Below are 24,291 nucleotides of genomic sequence, written 5' to 3'. Positions count from 1 at the left end.
AAGGGACGGCTATAGTTTGTTTATTTCTTGTTTTACGCTATAGCTTGAGTCGGTAACAATGGCTTCAAGTGTTTGTACTCGCTGTTTGAGTTCAGTCACTTGCGCGGTTACTTCTGCTAGTTGCTTATGAGCATCTTGATTGTTGTCTTGAACTTTATGTTTAAATTCAAGGTGCTTTTTATACATATCGTAAATAACCCCCGAACCTACAGAAATAAGTACAATGAGAACTATCATTGTTGTGCCAGACATAATTACTTCCTTTATTTTATTTTAAGTTTAAATTATAACCATAATTAAGCGCCGATAAAGGCAATAAATTGTAACTTTATTTGTATTTATAAAGTCATTGTTATTATTTGTGCCGCCACCATATAGTAACCATGTAGTTTTTTTAATCGATACAAGGAATAGGTATGTTAAATAATAAAATTCCACCGGTTGTCGTTGTGGTATTTTTCGCTGCTGTTATGGCACTGATTGCGCATTACACAGTAATAGACTTTACCGCCTTCATAACTTACCTAGCATTAGGATTAGTCGCTATAGGTTGTTTCTTTTGTATTGCTGGGGTCGTCAGTTTTCGTTTAGCCAAAACCACGGTACTACCAAATAAACCTGAGCAAGCAACAAGCTTAGTTACCTCAGGGGTATATAAACTCTCACGTAACCCTATGTATTTAGGCTTTGCTTTTATACTGGCGGGGTGGGGCGTGTGGCTAAGCTCTATTTGGGCTTTTTTAGGTATTGTGGGCTACGTTGGTTATTTAACGCTGTTTCAAATCATTCCCGAAGAGCGGGCGTTACATCAGTTATTTGGTGAGCAATTTGAGGATTACAAATCGCGGGTAAAACGCTGGCTTTAATGTTTTTTCATACTAAAAAAGGCTACCCTTGGTAGCCTTATAGTGTGCTTATTTTAAACTTTACTCGTATTCAAGTGGGTCGGTTACGTTGTTCAGCTCAAAGGCTTCTAAACGTTCTTGGCAAGCGCCACATTTGCCACAGGCCTTATCACGACCGTTATAACAGGTCCATGTTTGGCTGTAGTCTAAGCCCATTTTAATACCATCGGTTAAAATATCGATTTTAGTATTGTTTAAATACGGGCTAAAAATTTCTACTGCATCGTAATTTGCAATACGACATACATCATCCATCTTTTTAACAAACTCAGGACGACAGTCAGGGTAAATTGCATGATCGCCTGAATGCGCGCCGTAATATACTTTACTCGCTTTAAGGGACACTGCATAACCTACCGCTAAGGAAAGTAAAATCATATTGCGGTTAGGCACAATGGTGCTTTTCATGCTTTCTTCTTCGTAATGGCCTTCTGGCACATCAATATCGTCTGTTAACGACGAACCACCAATAAGCTGATTAATTGCTGATATATCAACAATTTTGTGCGGGATATTTAGCTTTTCACATACGTTGGCGGCAACTTTAAGTTCTTTAACATGACGCTGACCATAATCAAACGAGAGGGCATAAACATCATGGCCTTGCTGCAAGGCTTTATTTAATACAGTAAATGAGTCCATACCGCCGGAATAAATAACAACTACTTTTTGCGTCATACGTGGTTTGCTCTTTAGTTTTGATAGAGGTTTATATCAGGGCGCGATATACTACACGGCCAAGGCATAAATGACAATTTTTGCACCGTGCTTTGCGATTTTTAATAGTAACAATTTTGCCGTCAGGTTGTAAGTGAGATTTCTTTTGTACAAAATTAATGAAGTGTTTGAAACTATTCAAGGTGAAGCGAGCTTTACCGGTACGCCGTCTATATTTTTACGCCTGCAAGGTTGTCCTGTGGGATGTTCGTGGTGTGACACTAAACAAACTTGGGATGTTGATAATGTATATAAAGTATCACTAGATGACACGGTAGAAAAAAAAGCCGACTCGGATCATTGGGCTGAGGCCAATGCCGCGCAGGTCCTGGAGTTATTTAAATCCCGTGGCTATACCGCCAAGCATGTTGTGATCACCGGTGGTGAACCTTGCATGTACGATTTAAATCCAGTATGTAATTTATTGCATGATCATGGCTTTAGCACGCAAATAGAAACCAGTGGCACCTTTGAAATTCTCGCCCCTGCCCAAACGTGGGTTACGGTATCACCAAAAATTAATATGCGTGGTGGTTACAAAGTATTGAGCAGTGCTATGCAACGCGCCGATGAAATTAAACATCCGGTTGCTATGCAAAAACACGTAGAAGAACTGGAAGAGTTATTTGTCGCCACGGGTGTTAACCCAAAACTGGTATATTTACAGCCAATCAGCCAAAAAACGTCGGCAACTAAATTAGCCATTGATACTTGTATCGCCAAAAACTGGCGCTTATCAATTCAAGTACATAAGTATTTGGGTATTAGTTAAACAGAAAGAGCAGTTATAAGTGCTTAGCTGTAAGCGTTAAACTGCTTGGCGTTAAGTTATATTACGTAGGTTGGGTGAGTAAACCCCAACCTAACTCAACAAATTTAAACTCATAAAGCCAAGCAGGCTTTAAATATAATTTTCATCAATAAACTGGCACCACAGCTGTGTATTTAATTCTGGTACGTTTGGCTTATCTCTAATACCGAGTTTAAACATGATCACAGAGCGCCACTCTAAAGAGCCAATGTCTGGCCCATGTCCATAACCGTCACCGGTATTTATTTGCTGTTCAACATGATTAAACCATGCTTCAGAGCACGGAGAGTATTCTCTATCTTTTTGCGCAACACTACTGCACCCAGCAATAATGAGTAATAAAGGAGCCATTAATAGTTTCATATTTTACCTATGTGTTTATTTTGCTAATCGCTGCTGTGTTAAGTTTAAACGCTTATGTGAGCTATTAAACTAAGTGATTGGGAGAATGCGCTTGGTTAAATACCTACTACTGTTGTTTGTTTTTTCTTATGTTTGTATAAACTCGGCTTTGCGAGTGTAAAAGTGGGCGTAACTCATTGGGTTGATTACACCAATCCGGATGAAACAGGCGTTTATATTGAGCTACTCAAAGTTTATGCAAATGAACAGCTCGAGTTTGATTTTAGTACTTACAAACGAATTACCAATTTATTTGAACAAAAACAGTATGACTTCGTAATTGGTGTTGCTAAAGAAGATATCCCTTTAGCCTATTATCCCCATTGGTACTTAGATTATGATTATCCAATTAATGCCTATTTTTTAAATTCTACTAATAACTTTAATAAGTTATCTGATTCTAACAACAAAGTATTAAGCTGGCTCGACGGCTATAATTTCGATAAGTTTATTGAATACCCACACGATTATTACCCGGTGTCTACTATTGAAAACGCAGTGGCACTGCTACTCAATAAACGCATAGATGCTTTCGTTGATTTTGACTACAACATTCCCAAAGAGTATAAATCAAAGCTTAACTATGTAGAGGTTGTGCCAGCAAGGCCTATTTATTTAGCCTTTTCGAATAATGAAAAAGGGAAAGCCTTGGCGCGAAGATTTGACCAAACAATGCCAAAATTAAAATCATCGGGAAGGTTGCAGGCATTATATAAATTAGATTATGAAAATACGCGTTTTGCAGAGTTTGACGCAAATAAAACAAAAATTGTATTGAGTAGTAACGATGAGTCTTTGCTACGACTGAACTCAGTTACCGAAGGAAAATCACTCGACGCGCAGCTTTATAAGTTAATTTTGGCTGAAATGCGAGATTACAGAATTGAGTTTGTAAAAGCGCCAGATACCAATGCGGAGGTGCAATTTGGCATTAGTCATTGTTTCGCCAATAAAATTAACACGCCAGAACGAGCAAGCCGCTATTTAATATCAAAGCCGTTTTCTTTGTATCTTGCACCGCGACTTTATTCTCCAAATAACTTGGCTCAATTTAAACATATAAAAATTTAGACGAGTTGGTGTCACAAAGTGGATTAAGGTTGGGGTTATCAAAATTCAGAATATTCTCCGAAGACATTATGTCTCTACTTGAAGAGGTAGATAAAACTAAAATAAAACCAGCTCCCACTAATATATTCTCTAGATTACAACAATTAGCGAAGTTGCAAGAGTTTGATGCGTCTATTGAATACCCCAGCGATGTAGCCACGTATTGGCACGATATAACAGACGCTGATATTCACTCCTTTGATTTGAAATTAAAAACATCGTTTACTGTTGGGCATTTAATGTGTGAGCGCAGTGAAGAAAATATAAAATTTATGCAGGACTTTAATAATACACTCTCAAAATTAATTCAAAGCGATGAGTATAAAGCGCTTATCTACCACTTTGCGGCTGACTTAACTGCTGAACAGTTTAATAAAATTTATCAGCAAGCACTGTTAGATGAAGAGTGAGAACGCAAGCACAACGTGGTTTTTTAACCGCTAGGGTAGGCATATTTATCATTGAAATAATAAGCCGATGATAAAAATAAAGCCGCCTTTGTAAGGTAGATTTGTATAACGCTGAATACTTGGCTCTGAAAATTCAAACAATGGCACTAACAAGTGCACCTGCGTCAGTAATACCGGCGTCTTTCATGGCTTGGCTAATCATTTGTACCAGCGCGACTACTTGAGATTGTGTTGATGAAACAATATTTTCCTGTGCTTCAATTTGTGCTTGTATGACCTCGTCTTCCGGATCGAATTGAGCTTGTAATTGAGTGAGTTGTTCTTTTTGTTCTTCAAGCTGCTGTTTGAGCTCTTTAAGTTGCTCTATCATTTTTGCGATATATTCAGGCATTTCTGAATTTGTTGTTTTTTCTGCGTTTTGCTGAGTCTCTTTTCCTGAGAGCTTATTACGCTCTCTGTCTGATAATTGATAATCAGCGTTGTCCTGATTTTTTGTTGTATCTTTTGTTTGTTGTGCAATATTTGTTTTTTCGGCTGTAATTTTAACGTCAAAGGCTGAGTGTTTATTTAGCTGTATCACGATTTATTATCCATAATAGTATGTTTATTAATGTTGTTATCGGCCGCGATGCCAAAGTTTAAAGTGCTAAAGCAATAAAAAACGTTGCCTTTGAGCAACGTTTTTTAGGTTTATACTACGATTTTTTGTTTTCAACTTTACCGCTTGAATAAATAAAAAATAATGCAATGGCTAAACACACTAACGCCGCTAGTCGACTGGGTGACAATGCAATAGCCTCATTACCAAGCCAGCCAAAATTATCAATTAATACACTCATGGTTAGTTGACCAAAAATAACCGCGACGGTTGCCACCGCTGTACCTATTTTTTGCACCGCAAGCACCATAATAACAATGTATGGTACGCCACACATGGCACCAAGTAGCTGCCATTTTGGTACATCCATTAAGGTTACAGCATGATTTGGTTCAAAATAAAATATGAGCAGTGCGGTAACTAGTGCACCAACAGAAAAGGTTAAAAAAGCACTTTTAAAAACACCGACGTTACCGCCTAGTCGTCCGTTTAAGGCTGCTTGAATGCTTAATGTTGCGCCACCAATTACAGCTAGAAAAATCATAATAATAGTCATAGTGAGTTTATCCTTGTGCCATAAAAACCAGAGAGATAATAATAAACGCCAAAGCAATAATGCGTTTAACATCGATTTTGCGTTCAGTGGTGCCAAACAAACCGTAATGGTCAATAATTAAGCTTTTGGAAATTTGCCCTGCGAGTATGCCGATCATTGTCATGGCTATGCCGATGTTTGGCGTTGCAATTGTTAAAATAACCACGTAAACAGGGCCAAGCACGCCACCTAATAATAAAGAAGGGGGCTGGCTAAAAAATGAAGGACTATTACGAGGGCTAAAAAACAGCATTAGCAAAAATGTTAAGGCGGCACCAACCGCAAATATACTAAATGTGGCCCACAGTTCACCCACTTCACTACCCAAAGGCCCTAATAACCCTGCTTCTACGGACAAACCCATACCGCCCATAAAGGTCAGTAATATTAATAGAAATTGCATTTATATCCTCCAAATAGTAATTAATACCATTTTAACCCAGCTAATAAGCCAGAAAAACGCTACAATCCAGAAATGACTTTTGCAGGAATTGCACAAATGAATGACATAAATACAGTGAGCATTAAAACACTCGTTACGTTTATCGGTGTTTTTAATACCCATAGTTTTTCAGAGGTGGCTAGGCGGGAGGGGGTGTCTGCGTCAAATATTTCACGCACTATTCAACAATTAGAAGATGGACTAGGGCAGCAGCTTTTTTATCGAAATACCCGTGCTGTTGTGCCAACAGAAGCGGGTCGGTTGTTTTTAGATTATGCACAAACAATCACCGAGCAAATGAATGACGCGAGAAAAGAGCTGCAAGACAGAACGCTCGAACCAACCGGGTTAATTAGAATTAATGCGCCTGTATTTTTTGGCCAAAGGCACATTGCTCCTTGGTTGCCTGAGTTAAGTATTCGCTACCCAAACTTACAAATAGAGTTAACACTTACTGATGACTTTATTGACCCGCATCGAGATGCCACCGATGTTATATTTCGTATCGGTGCGTTAACCGACTCTTCGTTACATGCGCGCGTATTTGGTACTCAAGTGTATCATTTAGCAGCCTCACCAGCGTATTTGAAAAACAACCCTAAAATTACTAACCCATCTGCACTTAAAAATCATCAATGCTTAATTTACAAAGGTTCTTCAGGCGCGAATCGTTGGCTGTTTAAAGCTAAAAATGCATCATGGGCTCATTACTCTGTTGCACCATTACTTGCCTCAAATAACGCTGATACATTATTAACTTGTGCATTAAAAGGCATGGGTTTAGTGCTGTTTCCTGATTGGCTTATTGGTGAGCATTTAAAGGCGGGTACTTTAGTAAAGGTGTTACCTAATTATGATGCAGCAATTAAAACAGAGCCTCAGCAAATAGCGGCTATTTATCCACACACACGCTATGCCCCTTTAAATGTTAGGGCGCTTATTGATTACTTTGCTGATGTTTTCGGTGAACCGCTTTATTGGCAACAATAGCTTAATTGATTTGGTGCTTTAAAAACCAAAAAAGCGTTGCCCTTGAGCAACGCTTTTATTTTCAGCCCCTAAACCACCTACTTCAGTAGGTGGTTATCATCAAATAGGCTTTGCCTGTAAAAAGTACTCATGTTAATTCCTTAGTTGATTTTTAGCGAAGTCACAAAAGGAAAAAACATGAGTAGATACGAGAAAGCATCGCATGTGTATTGGCGATGTCAATATCATATAGTTTGGACACCTAAGTATAGATTTAGGCTCCTTAAAAATAAAATAGGTAGGGATGTCTACAGGTGCATTCAGGTTTATTGCGAACAGCTTGGGTGCAAAGTTGTTGAGCTGAATGTACAAATAGCTCACGTACACTTAGTAGTAAAAGTGCCGCCAAAACTGTCAATTTCAAAGTTAATGGGCGCATTGAAAGGTAAAATAGCGTTAAAAATGTTTAGTAAATATCCGTACTTAAGAAAGAACAAGCTATGGGGTAATCATTTTTGGCAGCGAGGATACTTTGTTGATACGGTAGGCATAAACGAAGAAATAATACGAAGATATGTCAGGCATCAGCAGAAGGAGGAGAGACAAGAGCAAGCTCAGTTAACTCTGGAGTAAACAACGCCCCCTTTTAGGGGGCTAATTCAAAGCCACCTTCTTTAGAAGGTGGATCTTTTACTTTTATCTTGTTTAGCCTTTAGCCTTTAGCCTTTAGCCTTTAGCCTTTATTCAGCTGCTAAATAATCTAATACCACTTGGTGGTGATCTTTGGTTTTGAATTTATCAAACAAGTGTTTAATTTTACCGTCTTGGCCTACTAAGAAAGTGAGGCGGTGGATACCGTCGTACTCTTTGCCCATAAATTTTTTGTAGCCCCACACCCCAAATGCCTCAGCAATGGCATGATCTTCATCTGAAAGTAGATCAAAGTTTAATTCTTTTTTTGTTTCAAAGTTTTTAAGGCGCTTAATTGGGTCTGGGCTTATGCCAACAACATGGGTGTTAAATTTAGCAAGTTCTGCTTGTTGGTCACGCAGGTTTTCGGCTTGTACGGTACAGCCAGGCGTTGACGCCTTAGGGTAAAAGTACACCAGTACTTGTTTTTCTTTTAATAACTCGCTGAGCACGACGGTTTCATCATTTTGGTTTTGTAAGCTAAAAGCCGGTGCTGTGTCGCCACTTTGTAATGGGGTAATTTTGTTCATGCTAAACTCCTTAGCGAATACGTCGAAAGATGTAATCTACGTTTAAAACGTGCGAAAGGTTTTCAAAACTAATTTTAAATTGGTCAATATCAACGTCAACGGGAATATTAAATTCAAGTTCACAACGCATTTTTAGCTCAGTTTCTTCTTCGTAGGTGTCTGACTTTAATGAGCAAATATTAATATTATTATCGGCAAAAAAACGCGTTACTTTACTTAATGTGCCAGGGGTGTCTATGCCGGTATATTCTAAGGTATAGCCTGCACAAAACTCGCTTTGATTATGGCTTGAAGTACGCTTCATCATAGTGAGCAGTCCAAGCTCCATACCTTTGGTCGGTAATGTATGCTCTATGCGGCTAATGGCTGACATATCACCGCTAAGTAGCATAATAAAGGTGAATTCGTTGCCTAAAATTGCAATACGGCTATCTATAATATTACAGTGGCAATCGCTTACGAGTTGCGTAAGTTCACTGACGATGCCCGATCTATCCTCGCCAATTGCGGTTAAAACAATTTGATGATTTGAAAATGCAGTCATGGGTTTTAAAGTACCTAAGTTACTTGGATGAAAACAACCGACTTGGCAACAAAAAAATAAACACGTAGCGTTGCACGGCGGCAAAGTTTAACACAAAACCCGCGTTAAACTATAGCAGCGGTTAATTTTAGGCGGTTAATAGTGCAGTGTTTCTTGTTTTTACAAGCTTGTGAAAGTACCATAGCAAAAATGTGTCTATTTGTAGCCTAGTCCGTTTGTTATCTCATAGGCTGAATGCAGTTAGGCAAGCAAATTATAAATGTAAAGTTAATATTGATTTTACACTGAACCAAATCGGCATTACCCACTCATATATTTGTTAAAACAATTAAGGGTATGCTAAGGAGAATTATCTGTGCAGTATTGGATCCCAAAAGCACTAGCAGTAAGTGTATTGGTAAGTTTGTCAGGGTGTAGTGTATTTACAAGTGATGCTCATAATGAGCGTAATTACCGCGCCCATGAGCCGGTTAAAGCGCCTGCATCGTTATCTCAACCCGCTCAAGATCCTGTTTATAAAATGGATGTGGGTCAATATGATAATAATCCGGAGGCAACAAACTATCGTCCGCCGGCGCAAGTTTTAACCATTGCTAAAGGCAGTTGGGTTGAGGAAGCAGATAAACAAGCGCGTATTTATTTTGATAAAAATGACGGCATTGAAGATTTAGATGTGTTCATTTGGGATTCGATTCAAGCCGTGCTTGCTGATAATAACATTAACGCAACACAGCAAGATAAAACACAAGGAACACTCGTAACCGATTGGTACGCTATTGTAAAGCCTGAAGAAAGCTGGTTATGGGGCAATGATGAAAGCGTTGATTTAGAGCGTTTTAAATTTACCATTGAAGAAAAAGAACACCAACGCACAGCGTCTTTAACCGCTGAGCTTATTGATTTTAAAGGTGATAAGCCGCTAACTGATTTATTAAAACAACAGCTTGAAGTGCGTGCACTTAACCAAGTGGTGAGTGAGTTTGATTACCGCTACCGTCAGCTTGAAGTTGATATGCGTAAGCGCCAAGGGATCATCTCGTTAGAACTCGGGTTTGATAACAAAGGCAATGCCGCACTTGTTACTGATCAGGCTTACGATACGGTATTCGATCGCTTTTCTGGATTCTTAGAGCGTTTATCTTTTGCTATTGTTGAAATAAACCAAGAGACAGGTTTAATTACAGCAGATTACACGAAAGTAGAAACCAGTGTATGGGATTCAATTTGGGGCGATGAACCAACAGAGCTTCCAATTGATGAAGGTCAATACCAAATTTTGGTTAGCAAAACCAAACAAGGTGGCACCAGTCTAACGTGGATGGATGACAAAGGCGAAACGCTTGAACCAGGTACAATGAATGGGTTACAGCAAGCATTAGAAGCGGCGCTAATTAAGCGCGGTATTAAAATTTAATAATTATAAATACTTCCCACAAAAAGAGCTGTTTGCTCTTTTTGTGGTTTTTACAGGTTGAAAATATGTCTCCGTTAGATTCATCACGCCCAGCACCAGTCCAAAAAAGTTATGATTTGAAAGTGTGGTTGGTTTTTTTAATTCCTTCATTAATCGGTGTGTTTTTGTTTATGACGCCAGTACCGTCTGGCGAAATAATGACGATTCCTATTGCGGTAATGGCAAAAGCAATTCAAGCTTTATTTAGTGAGATAGCGCTTGGGTTAATAGCGACAATTATTTGTATTACTGGCGTAATGTCGTTGGTACTTAGTGTGTTTAAACCGAAAAGCTTAACCAAATTTCGCTTGTTAAATCATTTATTTAATGTGAGTTGGATTTGGTTAGTAACACGGTTGTTTGGTATGGCGTTTGTGCTTTTAACTTATTTTCAAGTTGGGCCGCATGCTATTACCTCAGAAAATACCGGCTTGCTGGTATTGAAAGATTTATTACCGGTGTTGTTTTCGGTGTTTATTTTAGCGGGCTTATTACTGCCGTTATTACTTAATTTTGGCTTACTTGAACTGGTGGGTACCTTACTTACTAAAGTAATGCGTCCATTGTTTGGCGTACCAGGGCGCAGTGCAGTTAACTGTGTTGCTTCGTGGTTAGGTGATGGCAGTGTCGGTATTTTGATGACTGCACGCCAGTATGAAGATAAATACTACACTCAACGTGAAGCTGCGATTATTGGTACCACTTTCTCTGCTGTATCAATTACCTTTTGTTTGGTTGTTATTGGCCAAGTAAAGCTTGAATATTTATTTGCACCTTTTTACCTAACCGTGTGTTTAGCGGGTGTAGTGGCTGCGATAATTGTTCCGCGTTTACCGCCACTGCGTTTTAAAAAGGACGTGCTTATTGATGGTGAAGAGCCCGATGGAAACGCTGAATTGGTTCCTGAAGGCAAAACATTATTTAAGCATTCACTTGATGTTGCATTAACTAAAGCAGAAAAAGCACCAGGCTTAAAAGGCACAATCGAAGAGGGCTTACACAACGCATTTGATATGGTGTTTGCAGTATTACCTGTGGTAATGGCTGTGGGTACATTTGCTTTAATTATTGCTGAGTACACGCCAATATTTCAATATTTAGGTATGCCGTTTATTCCATTTTTAGAATTGCTACAAATACCTGAAGCTGAAATGGCGGCACAAACGATTATGGTTGGATTTGCAGATATGTTTATTCCGTCTATTTTAGCCGCAGGCTCAATTGAAAGCGATGTAACACGCTTTATTATTGCGGCAATGAGTGTAACGCAACTTATTTATATGTCTGAAGTGGGCGCACTTTTATTGGGTAGTAAAATACCGGTTAATATTTTTGAGCTATTTGTTATTTTTATTCTCAGAACCTTAGTCACCTTGCCTGTTATTGCCTTAATGGCACACTGGTTAGTTGGCTAGAACAATCATTTAAACGAAAAAACCCTGATTATTCAGGGTTTTTTTGTTTCTTTGCTTTGCGCAGATGAGCGTGGTGCTGAGGGTTTAAACTCGCTTTTTGCACTTAAACGCAGCAGTACTAAATTGCCGATAACAATAGCCAGTACAATCACGATAACGAGTACGATTTGCCAAATTTGCATTGCGATGCTCTTATTTTTTATTAAGCAATAATTATGACCACTTTAAATAAAAGCTGCAATCCTCTCTAGGGCTGTAAATAAGCAATTAAAACCGTTGTGCCACCGATAATGTTAAAAAGTTAATACCTGGGTTAGGCGCTTTGAATCCGGCGTTTGAATAGTGAATAATTCGCAGCGCTACATTAGTTTCACCAAAATCTGCCACTAGGCCTATCCTATCTTCAAACTGATAGTGAGTACTTAGGTTTTTACCAGCAAAATAGCGCTCATCAAGTAATGAAAAACCAATGCCAGCCTCTACATAAAAGGGGGTGTTGTATACACTAAATACTGGAAATTGCACCACCGGTGACACAGCCAAGACCACGTTGGATTGTGATTGTTGATCATGGCGGTATTGCCACACATTAACGCTGGTTTCTAAATAAAAACGAGCATCGCCGACAAAGTTTTGCATTCCTTGAGGGTGATATTGATACGCAAGCTTTGCCCCTGTTACATTGCCTTCTCCTTTTAATAAATCGACGGCATAACCATGGTTAGAGGATGCATAAGCGGCTTTGGTAGCCAATATAAACAGGGTAAAAACAAGAACTAAAAGTCTGTTGTATGAGGTTTTCATAACGGCCAACTAGGGTTTAAGTCAAAATAGTAAAGGGATAATAAGGGCGGTGAATTAGTGTTTTCAATGAGGACAAAAAGCCGCTTGTATATGGCTTGTTAACTGATTTATTTAACCAATTGAATTTATTTAATTAATTCAATTGGTGCCAATTAGGCATTAATAAGTTGCTTATTTATGCCTTTTTTATTGCCTCTTATTTGCGTAAATTACGCTTAAATTAATTATTTAAACTATGCATTTTTTATGAAACTTATAAAGCTTTTAGTGGTTATTGCTGTTTTTTTCAGTAGCACTTTGTATGCACAAACGCAGCCATCACCTAAGCAGTTATTGCAAACTGTAGCAGAATCATTATTTAACGATATTGGACAGGTAAATGCGAAAGGCGATGCCAGCAAAGAAGCTATGTCGTTAATTGTTCAGCAGCGTTTAATGCCACATATTGATGTTAAGTTTGTGTCGTTTAAATTATTAGGTAAGCATATTAAAGGTATTAACCGTGACCAAGGTGTTGCGTTTATTAATGCTGTAGAGCATTACTTAACAGGGACTTATGCCGGTGCGCTCATGAAGTACACAGGGCAGGATGTAATATTTGAGCAAGACGCTGCTGCAAGCGACTCTAAATTTGCTACGGTTAAAACGCAAATTATTGAACCGAATAAGCCAACCATTGATTTGCACTTTAAATTGCGTTTAGGTAACAACAACCAGTGGAAAGTATACGATATTGTTGCAGAGGGAATTTCGTTACTCAGTGCTAAGCAAAAAGAGATCATTCAACGTATTTCTGATGTGGGATTAGACCAAGTCATAGCAGAACTTCAGCAAAGTTAGTACTTTTGCAATTAACAGCTCCAACCTTAAAAGCAGCTAATAACGTATGTTGTTAGCTGCTTTTGTATTTTGGCCTATATTGCATGAGTTTACGCTAGCTTGGCTACCTAGCTGTGGTAGAATATTGGCTTCTTTGATTAAGCGTGGTGTCAGCTAAATACTGTTATAACTGACTACTCACCCGAGCTACACTGGAGTTGTGTTGTTTTAATGGAAAATGTACTAATTTGGCCAAAGGAATACCCGTTACTGGTCAAAGGGCTGGTTGAACAAAACGGTGCCTTCATTTTAGATGCTTTAGAAGCTTGGCCCGCCTGTCGCTCTACTGAAGAAGATAATGGTGTATGCACCACTGTTTTACCCCCAATTTATTATTTAACCTGGTTAACCCCCTTAGAGCCATTTGAAGAGTGTTATTTTCAGCATATTTCTGAATATGATGAAAACGCACAAGAGTATATTGCTGCACTGAAAGAGCATTATTTTGCCAATGATTACAGCATAGAAAATATTGTGCTAATGCTGTGTCAGCGACTTGAAAAGTATGCAAGTGTGTCGGCACAAAATAACATTGAAACGCCACTTTCTTTAATTAGCTTATTTTTTAGTAAACGCTTTTTTACTCTGATAGAGCATGCGCTAGAGCAAGGTGCAAAGCTCTCAGCTGCAGATACCTTATCTATTTGGAAAGAGGTCGATTTTAGAGAGCGTTTAAGTGCGCATATTCCCCAGTCGATTGCTGATATTGATCACTTAGCAGAGCTGACCAGCGAAAAAGTGGCTGCTGGCAAAGATTACTTTACTTTGTTAACTCAGGTGTCTCCTGATGTTGACTCTATTGTGCTTTTAGAAAATGCCTTACTTGCGCATTTAAACAAGAAAAAAGCTAAGCAAACCATGGCAATGCGCTTTATTGAGCAAGGCGCCACGGGCACCTTAACCGATGAAGATAATAAAACAGCATTTATGTGGGCGGCAGAAAAAGGCTACGTAAATGTAGTAGAAACACTCCTGCAGTACCAAGATAAAAAAGCGGTAGACGGCCAAGGTAATACGGCGCTGCATTACGCGGTGATAAGTAAAAACGAATCGTTAATGATTTTACTGCTCAAAGCAGGATATGACTTTAGAGCGCGAAATAACGAGGGGTTAAGTTGTTACCGATTAGCGGTTAGTATAAAAGCCAGCAACTTAGTTAAGTGCCTTGAGCGTGACTTTGGTATTAAAGAGTTATCGCCAGAGGGGCAGCTAGAGCGAATTAAAAAGGTGCATGTGCTACATGCGGTTGTGGCTTTATTATTACCGCTACAGTTATTTTTCTTTTTTGATGAAAATATCACTATAAAAAGTGAGCTTACTCTTTTTATGACCATGACGGCGGTGGTGTGTTTTTTCTTTGCAACGAACTTAAAGCGTTGCTCATTGTATCCGCATGTAAAACACCCATGGGGATTGTTTTTAATAAGAATGATGTCGGTTTTTAGTCTTGTTGCACAACTAGGTTTAGCCTGTATTGTGGGGCTGGCAGCTTTAAGCGAGTTAGTTTAAAACTTAATGTTTTGCTACAAAAAAACGCGCTAATTAGCGCGTTTTTGCATTGTTGGGTATTTATTACGGATTGTTTTTATCGTGCTCGTGTGCAGCTTTTTCTTCAGCGAGCTCATCTTTAAGCTTGCGAATTTTAAGCCCAAGTTCTTGCCCTCTATGGCGCGCATAATAAGTACAGCCAATAAACATAGATGAGGCAAATAATAACTCAAGTAATACCCATATAAGCTCATCTTGTGCGACCCACAGCAATGTAAAGCCATGAATAAAGTAAAACATAACAATAAAATTAGCCCACGCATAGGTGTAGGTTTTATCTTGTAATATGCCTTTTAATGGCAGTAATAGTGGCAATACATACACTAAGAAAAGAAAGGTGTTACTGTGGCCGTCTCTAGGGGCTAATACAAACATCCATAACGGCATTAAAATAAGCAGACCAATATAACCAAATAAGGCTAGGCGCTGAAATTTAATGGTAATCGGTTTTTTAGCAGGCTCGCTTGCTTGAATCATTTAAGTTTACTCGCAACTTGAGTCAGGCGTTTTCCTACGCTTTGACATATTTTAATTTCATCCTTACTCAGGGTAGAGCTGTTACTGCTGCCAGCAACGTGGGAAGCGCCGTAAGGTGTGCCTCCAGTTTCGGTACCAAGAAGTTCTGGTACATCGTAAGGCACCCCCATTAACATCATCCCGTGATGCAATAACGGCAGTGACAAGTTTAGTAGGGTTGCTTCATTGCCCCCATGCATACTACTCGATGATGAGAACACACAAGCAGGTTTATCGATAAGTTGACCTTTAAGCCAAAGATCGCTGGTGGTTTCCCAGAATGTTTTTGCTTGTGCGGCCATCATGCCAAAGCGGGTTGGCGTACCAAATGCAAGCCCATCACAGGTAACTAAATCGTCTTTACTGATCACAATGTCATGCGGGTTTTTAGCTACAAACGTACGCAGCAAGGCGGTTGCACCTTGTTGTTCTATCGATTCTGCTATTTCATGCGCCATGGCTTCTACCGAGCCATGGCTTGAGTGGTACAGCACCACGATGGTTGTGCTCATTATAGAACGCTTAATACGTTTTCAGGCGGGCGACCTAGGGCGGCTTTATTGTTATTTACTACAATAGGGCGCTCAATTAGTTTTGGGTGATTGACCATGGCATCAATAAGCACTGACTCGCTGTTTTCATCTTTTAAATTAAGCGTTTTGTACTGCTCTTCTTTGGTGCGCATCAAATCTCGTGCCGAATTAAACCCAAGTTGAGAAACTAAGGTACTAATTTGCTCATGAGAAAGGGGTGTTTTTAAGTATTCAACAACACTCGGTTCAATGTTTTTACTTTGTAATAGGTTAAGGGTTTCGCGTGATTTTGAACAACGCGGATTATGATAAATAGTGACTGACATAAAAATACATCCAAAGTATAAATTGTGGCTATTTTAGGTGAACTCACTAAAGACTTAAAGCCTCGCAAGCTCTTTTTGCAATAACCGATACTGTGTGAGTAACGCTTTTAAGCGCTGTTGCTTAACATTTTCACTTGGCTCTACAAAATTAAGCGCTTTTTGTATTTCGTCGGCTGCTTTTAAATACGCACCATACTGAGATAATACATCGGCATTGGCTTCATGGTAGGCCGCCAATTTTTCTTGTTTTTTGTAGGCGTCAGTTAAAAGCTGTTTGCCTAAACTGTGATCGGGTTTTTCCAGTAAAAACGACTTTAATATATTTTCAGATAACTCATATTGCTCAGCCTCTAGTGCCGCGTTGGCGTAATTTAAGGTTATCACTTGGTTATTTGGCCGATAATTATTTAACTCGCTTAAGTAACTAACAGCTTCTGCGGCTTTTTTTTGTGCAATGAGTAAATCTGTTTTTGTATCAATATAAAATAAGTTTTTAGGATCGCTAGCTAATAGCTCGTCCAAGATAGGCTGCGCTTCCTCCGTTTTCTTTTGATCGATTAAGCTGATAGCTAATCCATATTGTAACGCTACGTTCTTATAAGTATTTTCGCGCATTAACTTTCTAAATAGGGCCTCTGCATTTTCTGGCTTGTTATCGTAACGTGCCAGTACACGGCTTTTAGCTAAATTAAAATCCAGACTAGAGCCTACTTGGCGTTTTGGATATTGCTCGGCGCGCAAGCGTACATCCGACACGCGGCTTTCTGGCAGCGGGTGAGTCAGTAGAAATGCCGGGGGTTTATATTTATAGCGAATTTGCGCTGCAAGCTTAGTTAAAAATTCACTTGATGCTCTGGCATCAAACCCCGCATTGTTAAGGGTTTGCATGCCCATTCTATCGGCTTCTTGTTCCGCAGAGCGGCTATGGGTGAGTTGGCTAAATGCCGACTGGGTTTGGCTGGCTGAAATAATCGCCATACCTGCATCTGGGGCTACAACGGCTGCTAAAATACCGGCTATCATACCGGCAATGGTTAGACCGCTATTGTCTTGTTGTTGCTGAATACGCCTTGCTAAGTGGCGTTGTGTGACGTGTGCAATTTCATGGCCAAGAACCGATGCAAATTGACTCTCGTTATCGGCTTGGGCTATTAATCCGGTGTGTACACCAACATGGCCGCCATAAAATGCAAATGCATTGATTTCGGGATTATTTAACCAAAAGAATGAAAACCCAAAACGTACATCATTGGCGTTAGCAACTAACTTTCTACCTAAAGTTGTTAGGTATTCATCAAGCACCGGATCGTTAATCAAAGGCGATGAGCCTCTGATCTGCATCATCATCACTTCACCAATCGCTTTTTCTTTTTCAATTGGCAATGCTTGTAAGGCTGAAGTGCCTAAGTCGGGCAGTTGAAGGTTGGTTTGTGCCTTTAACGGCTCACTCATTAGCAGGCTAAATGTAAGCACTGCACTGCATAAAGTGATAAAGGCTGATTTTAGCTGCATTATATTCCTTGTTTATTTTTTATCAGAGGCACTAGTTGGATCATCGGTGTATAAACGGCTGTCCTTTTCACATAGTTGGTAAAACGCCTTTATTGTGACCCCATCAACCTTAACAATGTTCAATTGAGTTTGTAAAAAAGCAATAATTTTATGAACCACTTTGTGAGAATGTAATATAAGCGCTTTATCTGCCTCATCGCCTTGGTCTAAGTAAAAGCCAATGAATTTATGTAACTGATTAATGCGAATAACGGTTTTCATAGTCAATGGATCCCATAACCTAAACTCCATCGATTCATCATGTCGTGCGTACCTATCGATGGCGGTATCATTAGAAAAAGGGAAGGCTTGTAATTCAAAACCACGCTCGGTAAACACTTGATGCAGTGAAATTCGTGGTTTGTTATTGCTTTCTTTTTCATAAAGCTCGTTGGGGTCTATTCCCAGCGCTTCTAAATTCCAATTGCGTTTGTCGATAATACGCTTAATGGCATTATCAAATCCGTGATCTAAAATACTTTCACATTCACTTACCGACGAAGCCACTAAATGATAAAAATGCGGCAGCTCCCCCCAATTAATTTGCTTCTTAAACCAATTAATTTCTTTGAGAGTTGGATTGCTAGGCAATTGCGCTTTATTATGCGAATTAGGCATTAACGTATCCTGATAGCTAACGATGTTATAAGGATAAACCATTGCAGAGGTTGTTTTAAGAAAAAGTTAAATTTAACTGCGGTTAATCTCAATTGGCCCTGTTATAGGACTTATTATTAATGTGAATAGGTAGCGAAACGAGTATGCTAGAGCTAAATTTACGCACTTATAAATGCCCACAGCAATTTATTCAGTTTAAATTAGGGCTGCGTGATGCAATATCGTTAAAACAAGCAATTACCTTTAATATCTCACAAGAACAAAACACTGATGATATTGAACGATATTTGCAAAAAAAAGCGTATTATTACAAGTTAAATAAACAACAGGGGTTGTTATTAGTGGAGCCGTTACGTGTTTGAATATGTAAAAGCATGGTATGAAAAAAAGTTTTCTGATCCTGATTCAGTCACTTTACTTTTTTTATTGTTGGCACTGGTTGCCATGTTGTATTTTTTTGGCCCATTGATTGTGCCTGTGTTAGTGGCACTGATCATAGCTTATTTATTAGATTGGCCTGTGGTTCACTTAGAACGGTTTGGCCTTAAGCGTTTTACTGCCACCAGCATAGTAATGCTGATATTTATTGGCATTATGCTCACTTTAATATTGGTTATAGGCCCTGTGCTTTGGCAGCAAAGCAGTAACTTAGTCCAAGAAACACCGCATATGGTCGAACAAGGTAAATCGTTTTTACTCGATCTGCCTGATAAATACCCCAGCCTTATTAGCGCAGAGCAAGTACAGTCAATTGTAGTAACCGTTGAAACCAAAGTACTCGACTTTGGCCAAGTGGTATTATCTGCGTCGCTTAATTCATTAAAAGACGCTGTAGCATGGTTAATTTACCTTATTTTGGTACCGCTACTGGTGTTTTTTATGCTCAAAGATAAAGTAGAGCTCAGTGCCAGCATTGCTAAAATGATCCCACGCCAACGCCGCTTAATTTTACAAGTGTGGCATGAAATGAATCAGCAAATCATGAATTATATTCGTGGCAAAGTATTTGAAATTTTAATTGTTGGTTCTGTGTCGTTTATTGCTTTTACCATACTGGACTTACGGTACGCCGCGCTTTTAGGCGTTCTCGTAGGCTTTTCGGTGCTTATTCCATTTGTGGGCGCAGCGTTAGTAACTATACCAGTGGCCGCAGTAGCGCTGTTTCAGTTTGGTTTAGAAACTCAATTTTGGACCGTTTTAATTATATACGGCATTATTCAAGCGCTCGATGGCAACGTATTGGTGCCTTTATTGTTCTCTGAAGCGGTTGATTTAAATCCGGTATTTATTATTGTTGCGGTGCTATTTTTTGGTGGGCTATGGGGTTTTTGGGGAGTGTTTTTTGCCATTCCATTAGCATCATTAGTCAAAGCACTTATTAATGCCTGGTCATCCAAACACGAAGAACTCGCGCAAGAGCTCGGTAACTAAAAGGTATAGTAAACGCACTTTAATTACGAAAGATTATTACTCATTCCTGTCAAAACTATGTACTATTGGGAATAAGATATATTTTTTAGTAATAAGGTGCGTTTTTAATGTCAGAGTTTTTATTGCCAGATGAACCCAAAGCTCAAGTTTATCTCGATGCAAATGCGACCACACCTGTATTGCCATGTATTGCAGAGGTGGTGTGCCATGCTATGCAAATTTGTTTTGGTAATCCCTCAAGTCCTCATATAACCGGCATTCAAGCTAAACACTTATTAGAACAAACCAGGCAAAAAGCCCGTACCGTCATTGGCGCGCAACAGGGCGATATTTTATTCACCTCCGGTGCCACTGAGGGGATTCAAACCGCCATCGTATCGACACTCATTAATGCAAAACACCATACAAAGCCAAACTCCGTTTTATTGTATGGGGCAACCGAACATAAAGCGGTGCCTAATACCCTAAAGCATTGGAATACAGTGCTGGAAATTAACGCTGATATTATTGCTATTCCGGTTAATCGTGATGGTATTTTAGACTTAGACTTTATTGCTCAGCATATTGATAACGCTTTGATGATTTGCACGATGGCCGTTAATAATGAAACCGGTGTTTACCAAGATCTAAGCGCCATAGAAAAGGTGATTCGTAGTCGTAATAGCCAAGTCACTTGGATGGTTGATTGCGTACAAGCGCTTGGCAAACAACAGCTCAACCTAAGTGAAACCACGATTGATTGTGCGCCTTTTTCAGGGCATAAACTTTATGCACCTAAAGGCATAGGTTTATTGTATATTCGTCAAGGCAGCCCATACACGCCCTTTATAGCCGGTGGCGGACAAGAAAGTGGCATGCGCTCTGGTACAGAAAACCTGCCTGGTATAGCTGGGCTCAATAAGCTGTTTAGTTTGCTGCTAGATAAACAAGACGAGACTTTTAAATCAATAGATGTACTTAACTTGTATCGAGATAAACTGCATAGCGCCTTAGTTGATACTTTTGGAAGTATTACCTTTAATCATGACTTTGCCTGCTCTGTGCCCACAACGCTTAATTTTGCGGTTAACGATTTAACCAGTAAAGAAGTTATTGATTTATTTGACGCTGCAGGTATTAGGGTAAGCGGTGGTTCTGCATGCAGCACGGGAGCTACGCAGAGCTTTGTACTTGATGCGATGGGAGCCTCACAGTGGCAAAGTGAAAACGCTATTCGTTTGTCATTTGGCCCTGCTGCTACGATGGCGCAAATAGATGATGCATGTGAACAAATTAGAGCGCTTAAAACGGTATTACAAGCTAACTGTTTAGTGATTTCTGATAGCAGTTTTCCTTTGCAAGAACTATGTGCTTTAGGGCTTACCCAATTTAGACACCAAGGTGCATGTAGTTGGTTGTATGTAACAGATGATCAACATGCATTTATTATCGATCCGATTATTGAACTGATCCCTCGCTTTGAAAAAATAGTAACTACGCAAAATTTAACTATTACCGCTATTTTAAATACGCATGAGCATCAAGAACGTCACTGCGCACTTGATTTAATGCGCAGCGCACTTAAAGAAAACCTAGTCGCTGGAGAGGTTGATAAATTAGGCTGGCCAACGAATAGCGACACATTGCAATTAACCACTCACGTACTCGAAAAGCTAGCCACACCAGGGCATAGCCAAGATAGCGTGAGTTATTTATTAAAAGCGAATAATGGAAATGTTCAGTACTGTTTTTGTGGTGATTTAATTTTACCTGCAGGGCTTGGAAATACCGCGCTTGATGGCGGAGATGCAATGCAAATGGCACATTCCTTGACGATGTTAGCAGCAGAGCTTAATCCGCAAAGTGTGGTGTGTTCAGGGCATGATTACCAACAGTGCTTTGCAATGAACTGGGCTGTTCAACAGCAGCAAACGCCATTATTACAAGCCTTATTTAAAGGTGATATTAATGACGCTGAATTTGCCGCACAAAAACAGCAAGCAGATTTACAACAGCACACACAAGCCAATACGCTCTGTGGTTATGTTAATGCCAAGCCTGCTGTAGAAACTTCGCAATTAAGTTTTAACCAAGCAAAAGAAATACTGGTAAAGGGCAATGCGTATTTAATTGATACCCGAGAACCTTATGAACACGGCGCTAATAATTTAAGCGTATTGCTAAACGTACCCATAGCTAAAACCTTAAATATTCCTTTAAGTCGAATGGCTCATGCACTTACGCAAGGCCAATTGGACAAAAACAACCAGTATATTTTGGTGTGTCGCAGTGGTAACCGTTCAAAAATTGCGGCAGCAAATCTGACTGAACTTGGTTACAGCAGTGTTTATAACTTATCAGGTGGTTTAGCGTTAACCGGTTAATTGTTATTAAGATGGCAGGCCGACATTTGTCGGCCTTTTTTTTGCTCGCTTTAATTTGGATCAGTTAGAAATTAATAAAATCTTCATTAAAGAGAAGGGCTGATCAGTTGTTAAATTCAATTTTTAATTTTATGATACCGGTGTCATAAAATTAAAAATTGCGCTATTATCTGCATCAAAGCTTATAAAAATAACGCAAATTAGACTTTTTAAGCTATAATATCTGGCTTTGCTTTTTACAAAATTCGGTTATTTTGTGTCGTAAAAAATTAAATAAAGCGCTTTAAATCAATAGATTAATAAATTAGGGGATGTTTACATGGCGAGCCGTTCTGAGTTAGTAAGTTGGCAAGCACTAGAAAATAGTGCACAAAAGATGGCACAAACACATCTGAAAACTTTATTTGCACAAGACGATTCTCGTTTTTCTCAATTTTCTACTCACATTCCTGGTGTATTGTTTGATTATTCAAAACAACGTATTGATGAGAAAGTTTTCGCTCAATTAATCTCATTAGCTAAAGAGTGTGATATTGAAGCGTGGCGTGAAAAAATGTTTGCCGGTGAGAAAATAAATATCACCGAAGACCGTGCCGTATTGCATACCGCACTTAGAAATCGCGCCCATACACCGCTTATTGTTGACGGTGAAAATATTACTGAGGCGGTCGATAGCGAACTTGCTAAAATGAAAACCTTTGTTGAAAAAGTACGCAGCGGGCAGTGGTTAGGTTACACCGGTAAAGCGGTGAAAGATGTAGTGAGTATTGGAGTAGGGGGGTCAAATCTAGGCCCTCAAACGGCAACTGAAGCACTTAAAGCAGTGGTTGATAAACCGTTAAACGTTCATTATGTTTCTAATGCTGATGGTGTACAAATTGCGTCAGTATTGAATAAAGTTGACCCTGAAACAACGTTATTTGTTATTTCGTCAAAAACCTTTACTACCTCAGAAACCATGACCAACTCAAAAACAGCGGTTGATTGGTTTTTAAACAGCGCCAAAGATAAAAGCGCCATAGCAAAGCATTTTGTGGCAGTAAGCACCAATTTAGAAAAAACCGCGGCATTTGGTATTAGTGACGAAAACGTATTTACCATGTGGGATTGGGTTGGCGGTCGCTTTTCACTTTGGAGTGCGATTGGTTTACCTATTGCACTTTATGCCGGCTTTGAAGCATTTGAAGCTATTTTAGAAGGGGCGTTTGAAGTTGACGAGCACTTTAAGTCGGCGCCGCTTGAGCAGAATATTCCTTTAATTATGGCTCTGTTGAGTGTATGGAATACCAGCTTTTTAGGATTTGATTCGCAAGCTATTTTACCTTACGACCAAGCATTGCATATGTTGCCTGCGTATTTACAACAGGGTGAAATGGAAAGTAACGGTAAGCACGTCACTTTTGATGGGCAAACCGTACCTTATACTACCGTGCCTATTATTTGGGGCATGACGGGAATAAATGGCCAGCATGCGTTTTATCAATGTTTGCACCAAGGTAATGTAATTGTCCCTGCGGACTTTATTGGCTCTGTAAAACCACAGGTTAACGTTGATAAGCATCACACTATTTTATTATCGAACTTTTTTGCACAAACCGAAGCATTAATGAACGGGGTAGATGCGCAGCAGATAACCGCTGATTTAACAGCCAAAGGCAAAACGCCTGCGCAAATTGAAATGCTACTAAAGCATAAAATTCATCAAGGAAACCGCCCAACAACGTCTATATTATTAGACACGGTTGATGCAAAAGCGGTGGGTCGTTTAATTGCACTGTATGAACATAAGATTTTTTGCCACGGTATTCTTTTACAAATATGTTCGTTTGATCAGTGGGGCGTTGAGCTTGGTAAGGGTTTAGCCTCTAAAATTGAAGCTGAATTAACCGACGATAACGTGGTTAATGAGCACGACAGCTCAACACAGGGCTTAATGGCGTACTACAAACAACACCGTACGCAGTAACACATTCACTTATTACACAATAAGTAACCAAATACCTTTGAACGGGTAGCGCTGGAGTCCTAGGGCCTGTATTTTTGTGAGAGGAATTACAGTGTCCCTAGACCCATTTTTTATGGCGCATATAACGAACAACATTAGTAGGCTTTGTGCTAAGGCCTGCATTAT

29 protein-coding genes are annotated in these 24,291 nt (G+C 39.4%); 14 read left to right on the top strand and 15 right to left on the bottom strand.

Going from position 1 to position 24,291, the window contains the following annotated elements:
- Positions 1-9: 9 nt before the first annotated feature.
- Positions 10-252: a hypothetical protein gene (locus QMA00_RS12035; RefSeq protein WP_013465274.1), complete on the bottom strand. Its 243-nt coding sequence runs from the start codon at positions 250-252 to the stop codon at positions 10-12.
- 164 nt (positions 253-416) lie between these two features.
- On the opposite strand from QMA00_RS12035, the gene QMA00_RS12030 reads away from it, so the two are divergent.
- Positions 417-866 carry an isoprenylcysteine carboxylmethyltransferase family protein gene (locus QMA00_RS12030; protein ID WP_013465273.1) on the top strand — a complete coding sequence of 150 codons (450 nt, stop codon included), beginning with the start codon at positions 417-419 and terminating at the stop codon, positions 864-866.
- Between the two features lie 60 nt (positions 867-926).
- On the opposite strand, the gene queC is transcribed toward QMA00_RS12030, so the two are convergent.
- Positions 927-1,583 carry a 7-cyano-7-deazaguanine synthase QueC gene (gene queC / locus QMA00_RS12025; protein ID WP_076923048.1) on the bottom strand — a complete coding sequence of 219 codons (657 nt, stop codon included), beginning with the start codon at positions 1,581-1,583 and terminating at the stop codon, positions 927-929.
- Positions 1,584-1,728: 145 nt separating this feature from the next.
- Between queC and queE the strand changes: the two genes are divergently transcribed.
- The gene (gene queE, locus QMA00_RS12020; RefSeq protein WP_076923049.1) at positions 1,729-2,394 is read left to right on the top strand and encodes a 7-carboxy-7-deazaguanine synthase QueE; all 666 of its coding nucleotides are present in this window, start codon (positions 1,729-1,731) and stop codon (positions 2,392-2,394) included.
- 129 nt (positions 2,395-2,523) lie between these two features.
- On the opposite strand, the gene QMA00_RS12015 is transcribed toward queE, so the two are convergent.
- A complete protein-coding gene (locus QMA00_RS12015; protein WP_076923050.1) occupies positions 2,524-2,796 on the bottom strand; it encodes a hypothetical protein in 273 nt (90 codons plus the stop codon).
- 162 nt (positions 2,797-2,958) lie between these two features.
- On the opposite strand from QMA00_RS12015, the gene QMA00_RS12010 reads away from it, so the two are divergent.
- A complete protein-coding gene (locus tag QMA00_RS12010; protein ID WP_254843692.1) occupies positions 2,959-3,906 on the top strand; it encodes a transporter substrate-binding domain-containing protein in 948 nt (315 codons plus the stop codon).
- A gap of 29 nt (positions 3,907-3,935) precedes the next feature.
- Positions 3,936-4,355, top strand: a complete 420-nt coding sequence (locus QMA00_RS12005) for a hypothetical protein (protein WP_290157405.1) — start codon at positions 3,936-3,938, stop codon at positions 4,353-4,355.
- Between the two features lie 133 nt (positions 4,356-4,488).
- Here QMA00_RS12005 and QMA00_RS12000 read toward each other — a convergent pair whose 3' ends face one another.
- From QMA00_RS12000 to QMA00_RS11990, 3 genes are all read right to left on the bottom strand, one after another.
- Positions 4,489-4,935 (bottom strand): hypothetical protein, encoded by a 447-nt coding sequence (locus tag QMA00_RS12000; protein ID WP_076923051.1) that lies wholly within the window; start codon positions 4,933-4,935, stop codon positions 4,489-4,491.
- Positions 4,936-5,050: 115 nt separating this feature from the next.
- On the bottom strand, positions 5,051-5,509 hold the full coding sequence (locus tag QMA00_RS11995) for a DMT family transporter (RefSeq protein ID WP_054201162.1): 459 nt from the start codon (positions 5,507-5,509) through the stop codon (positions 5,051-5,053).
- 7 nt (positions 5,510-5,516) lie between these two features.
- Complete coding sequence (locus tag QMA00_RS11990) at positions 5,517-5,951, bottom strand: DMT family transporter (RefSeq protein ID WP_076923052.1); 435 nt, start codon at positions 5,949-5,951, stop codon at positions 5,517-5,519.
- A 96-nt stretch (positions 5,952-6,047) separates the two neighbouring features.
- Between QMA00_RS11990 and QMA00_RS11985 the strand changes: the two genes are divergently transcribed.
- Both QMA00_RS11985 and tnpA read left to right on the top strand, forming a co-directional pair.
- On the top strand, positions 6,048-6,980 hold the full coding sequence (locus QMA00_RS11985) for a LysR family transcriptional regulator (RefSeq protein WP_076923053.1): 933 nt from the start codon (positions 6,048-6,050) through the stop codon (positions 6,978-6,980).
- Positions 6,981-7,157: 177 nt separating this feature from the next.
- A complete protein-coding gene (tnpA, locus tag QMA00_RS11980) occupies positions 7,158-7,592 on the top strand; it encodes an IS200/IS605 family transposase (RefSeq protein ID WP_024601958.1) in 435 nt (144 codons plus the stop codon).
- A 107-nt stretch (positions 7,593-7,699) separates the two neighbouring features.
- Here tnpA and bcp read toward each other — a convergent pair whose 3' ends face one another.
- Positions 7,700-8,179, bottom strand: a complete 480-nt coding sequence (gene bcp, locus QMA00_RS11975; protein ID WP_024601114.1) for a thioredoxin-dependent thiol peroxidase — start codon at positions 8,177-8,179, stop codon at positions 7,700-7,702.
- A 10-nt stretch (positions 8,180-8,189) separates the two neighbouring features.
- Entirely contained in the window at positions 8,190-8,723 is a 534-nt protein-coding gene (locus tag QMA00_RS11970) for an ACT domain-containing protein (protein ID WP_013465263.1), read from the bottom strand.
- Between the two features lie 355 nt (positions 8,724-9,078).
- Here QMA00_RS11970 and bamC point away from each other — a divergent pair, with 355 nt between their 5' ends.
- Together bamC and QMA00_RS11960 are read left to right on the top strand one after the other, a co-directional pair.
- Positions 9,079-10,137: an outer membrane protein assembly factor BamC gene (gene bamC / locus QMA00_RS11965; protein WP_076922499.1), complete on the top strand. Its 1,059-nt coding sequence runs from the start codon at positions 9,079-9,081 to the stop codon at positions 10,135-10,137.
- Between the two features lie 65 nt (positions 10,138-10,202).
- Positions 10,203-11,591, top strand: a complete 1,389-nt coding sequence (locus tag QMA00_RS11960) for a YjiH family protein (protein ID WP_076922500.1) — start codon at positions 10,203-10,205, stop codon at positions 11,589-11,591.
- Positions 11,592-11,623: 32 nt separating this feature from the next.
- On the opposite strand, the gene QMA00_RS11955 is transcribed toward QMA00_RS11960, so the two are convergent.
- Together QMA00_RS11955 and QMA00_RS11950 are read right to left on the bottom strand one after the other, a co-directional pair.
- Positions 11,624-11,773, bottom strand: coding sequence for a DUF2897 family protein (locus QMA00_RS11955; protein WP_076916055.1), 150 nt, complete (start codon positions 11,771-11,773; stop codon positions 11,624-11,626).
- A gap of 85 nt (positions 11,774-11,858) precedes the next feature.
- Positions 11,859-12,395, bottom strand: coding sequence for an acyloxyacyl hydrolase (locus tag QMA00_RS11950; protein WP_076922501.1), 537 nt, complete (start codon positions 12,393-12,395; stop codon positions 11,859-11,861).
- A gap of 246 nt (positions 12,396-12,641) precedes the next feature.
- Between QMA00_RS11950 and QMA00_RS11945 the strand changes: the two genes are divergently transcribed.
- Together QMA00_RS11945 and QMA00_RS11940 are read left to right on the top strand one after the other, a co-directional pair.
- Positions 12,642-13,235, top strand: coding sequence for an ABC transporter substrate-binding protein (locus QMA00_RS11945; RefSeq protein WP_076922502.1), 594 nt, complete (start codon positions 12,642-12,644; stop codon positions 13,233-13,235).
- 210 nt (positions 13,236-13,445) lie between these two features.
- Positions 13,446-14,783: an ankyrin repeat domain-containing protein gene (locus QMA00_RS11940; protein WP_036954283.1), complete on the top strand. Its 1,338-nt coding sequence runs from the start codon at positions 13,446-13,448 to the stop codon at positions 14,781-14,783.
- A gap of 63 nt (positions 14,784-14,846) precedes the next feature.
- On the opposite strand, the gene QMA00_RS11935 is transcribed toward QMA00_RS11940, so the two are convergent.
- From QMA00_RS11935 to QMA00_RS11915, 5 genes are read right to left on the bottom strand one after another with little or no spacing between them, the layout of a single operon-like run.
- Positions 14,847-15,299, bottom strand: a complete 453-nt coding sequence (locus tag QMA00_RS11935; protein WP_013465256.1) for a DUF2069 domain-containing protein — start codon at positions 15,297-15,299, stop codon at positions 14,847-14,849.
- Positions 15,296-15,850: an NAD(P)H:quinone oxidoreductase gene (gene wrbA, locus QMA00_RS11930; RefSeq protein WP_076922503.1), complete on the bottom strand. Its 555-nt coding sequence runs from the start codon at positions 15,848-15,850 to the stop codon at positions 15,296-15,298. The genes QMA00_RS11935 and wrbA overlap by 4 nt, the downstream gene beginning before the upstream one ends.
- Positions 15,850-16,197 (bottom strand): arsenate reductase (glutaredoxin), encoded by a 348-nt coding sequence (gene arsC, locus QMA00_RS11925; protein ID WP_058154879.1) that lies wholly within the window; start codon positions 16,195-16,197, stop codon positions 15,850-15,852. The genes wrbA and arsC overlap by 1 nt, the downstream gene beginning before the upstream one ends.
- A 54-nt stretch (positions 16,198-16,251) precedes the next feature.
- Positions 16,252-17,709, bottom strand: a complete 1,458-nt coding sequence (locus QMA00_RS11920; RefSeq protein ID WP_076922504.1) for a M48 family metalloprotease — start codon at positions 17,707-17,709, stop codon at positions 16,252-16,254.
- 12 nt (positions 17,710-17,721) lie between these two features.
- Positions 17,722-18,366, bottom strand: coding sequence for a hypothetical protein (locus QMA00_RS11915; RefSeq protein WP_076922505.1), 645 nt, complete (start codon positions 18,364-18,366; stop codon positions 17,722-17,724).
- A 143-nt stretch (positions 18,367-18,509) separates the two neighbouring features.
- On the opposite strand from QMA00_RS11915, the gene QMA00_RS11910 reads away from it, so the two are divergent.
- The 4 genes from QMA00_RS11910 to pgi all read left to right on the top strand — a co-directional run bounded on the left by QMA00_RS11910 (position 18,510) and on the right by pgi (position 24,126).
- Entirely contained in the window at positions 18,510-18,728 is a 219-nt protein-coding gene (locus QMA00_RS11910) for a hypothetical protein (protein WP_033104406.1), read from the top strand.
- Positions 18,721-19,797, top strand: a complete 1,077-nt coding sequence (locus QMA00_RS11905; protein ID WP_016900418.1) for an AI-2E family transporter — start codon at positions 18,721-18,723, stop codon at positions 19,795-19,797. Before QMA00_RS11910 ends, QMA00_RS11905 begins: the two co-directional genes overlap by 8 nt.
- A gap of 107 nt (positions 19,798-19,904) precedes the next feature.
- Positions 19,905-22,160, top strand: coding sequence for an aminotransferase class V-fold PLP-dependent enzyme (locus tag QMA00_RS11900; protein ID WP_076922506.1), 2,256 nt, complete (start codon positions 19,905-19,907; stop codon positions 22,158-22,160).
- 319 nt (positions 22,161-22,479) lie between these two features.
- Positions 22,480-24,126, top strand: coding sequence for a glucose-6-phosphate isomerase (gene pgi / locus QMA00_RS11895; RefSeq protein WP_076922507.1), 1,647 nt, complete (start codon positions 22,480-22,482; stop codon positions 24,124-24,126).
- Positions 24,127-24,291: the final 165 nt, after the last annotated feature.

The organism is Pseudoalteromonas sp. APC 3694 (assembly GCF_030407565.1).
In the GTDB taxonomy this organism is placed as follows: domain Bacteria; phylum Pseudomonadota; class Gammaproteobacteria; order Enterobacterales; family Alteromonadaceae; genus Pseudoalteromonas; species Pseudoalteromonas tetraodonis.
Note: the sequence above shows the minus strand (reverse complement) of the source record. Positions and strands in the feature narration are given on the sequence as shown.

Coding starts and splice junctions, on each gene's coding strand:
- QMA00_RS12035 (WP_013465274.1), bottom strand. CDS start 252: ATGTCTGGCACAACAATGATAGTTCTCATTGTACTTATTTCTGTAGGT.
- QMA00_RS12030 (WP_013465273.1), top strand. CDS start 417: ATGTTAAATAATAAAATTCCACCGGTTGTCGTTGTGGTATTTTTCGCT.
- queC (WP_076923048.1), bottom strand. CDS start 1,583: ATGACGCAAAAAGTAGTTGTTATTTATTCCGGCGGTATGGACTCATTT.
- QMA00_RS12015 (WP_076923050.1), bottom strand. CDS start 2,796: ATGAAACTATTAATGGCTCCTTTATTACTCATTATTGCTGGGTGCAGT.
- QMA00_RS11995 (WP_054201162.1), bottom strand. CDS start 5,509: ATGACTATTATTATGATTTTTCTAGCTGTAATTGGTGGCGCAACATTA.
- QMA00_RS11990 (WP_076923052.1), bottom strand. CDS start 5,951: ATGCAATTTCTATTAATATTACTGACCTTTATGGGCGGTATGGGTTTG.
- QMA00_RS11985 (WP_076923053.1), top strand. CDS start 6,048: ATGAATGACATAAATACAGTGAGCATTAAAACACTCGTTACGTTTATC.
- tnpA (WP_024601958.1), top strand. CDS start 7,158: ATGAGTAGATACGAGAAAGCATCGCATGTGTATTGGCGATGTCAATAT.
- bcp (WP_024601114.1), bottom strand. CDS start 8,179: ATGAACAAAATTACCCCATTACAAAGTGGCGACACAGCACCGGCTTTT.
- QMA00_RS11970 (WP_013465263.1), bottom strand. CDS start 8,723: ATGACTGCATTTTCAAATCATCAAATTGTTTTAACCGCAATTGGCGAG.
- QMA00_RS11960 (WP_076922500.1), top strand. CDS start 10,203: ATGTCTCCGTTAGATTCATCACGCCCAGCACCAGTCCAAAAAAGTTAT.
- QMA00_RS11955 (WP_076916055.1), bottom strand. CDS start 11,773: ATGCAAATTTGGCAAATCGTACTCGTTATCGTGATTGTACTGGCTATT.
- QMA00_RS11950 (WP_076922501.1), bottom strand. CDS start 12,395: ATGAAAACCTCATACAACAGACTTTTAGTTCTTGTTTTTACCCTGTTT.
- QMA00_RS11945 (WP_076922502.1), top strand. CDS start 12,642: ATGAAACTTATAAAGCTTTTAGTGGTTATTGCTGTTTTTTTCAGTAGC.
- QMA00_RS11940 (WP_036954283.1), top strand. CDS start 13,446: ATGGAAAATGTACTAATTTGGCCAAAGGAATACCCGTTACTGGTCAAA.
- QMA00_RS11935 (WP_013465256.1), bottom strand. CDS start 15,299: ATGATTCAAGCAAGCGAGCCTGCTAAAAAACCGATTACCATTAAATTT.
- wrbA (WP_076922503.1), bottom strand. CDS start 15,850: ATGAGCACAACCATCGTGGTGCTGTACCACTCAAGCCATGGCTCGGTA.
- arsC (WP_058154879.1), bottom strand. CDS start 16,197: ATGTCAGTCACTATTTATCATAATCCGCGTTGTTCAAAATCACGCGAA.
- QMA00_RS11920 (WP_076922504.1), bottom strand. CDS start 17,709: ATGCAGCTAAAATCAGCCTTTATCACTTTATGCAGTGCAGTGCTTACA.
- QMA00_RS11915 (WP_076922505.1), bottom strand. CDS start 18,366: ATGCCTAATTCGCATAATAAAGCGCAATTGCCTAGCAATCCAACTCTC.
- QMA00_RS11910 (WP_033104406.1), top strand. CDS start 18,510: ATGCTAGAGCTAAATTTACGCACTTATAAATGCCCACAGCAATTTATT.
- QMA00_RS11900 (WP_076922506.1), top strand. CDS start 19,905: ATGTCAGAGTTTTTATTGCCAGATGAACCCAAAGCTCAAGTTTATCTC.
- pgi (WP_076922507.1), top strand. CDS start 22,480: ATGGCGAGCCGTTCTGAGTTAGTAAGTTGGCAAGCACTAGAAAATAGT.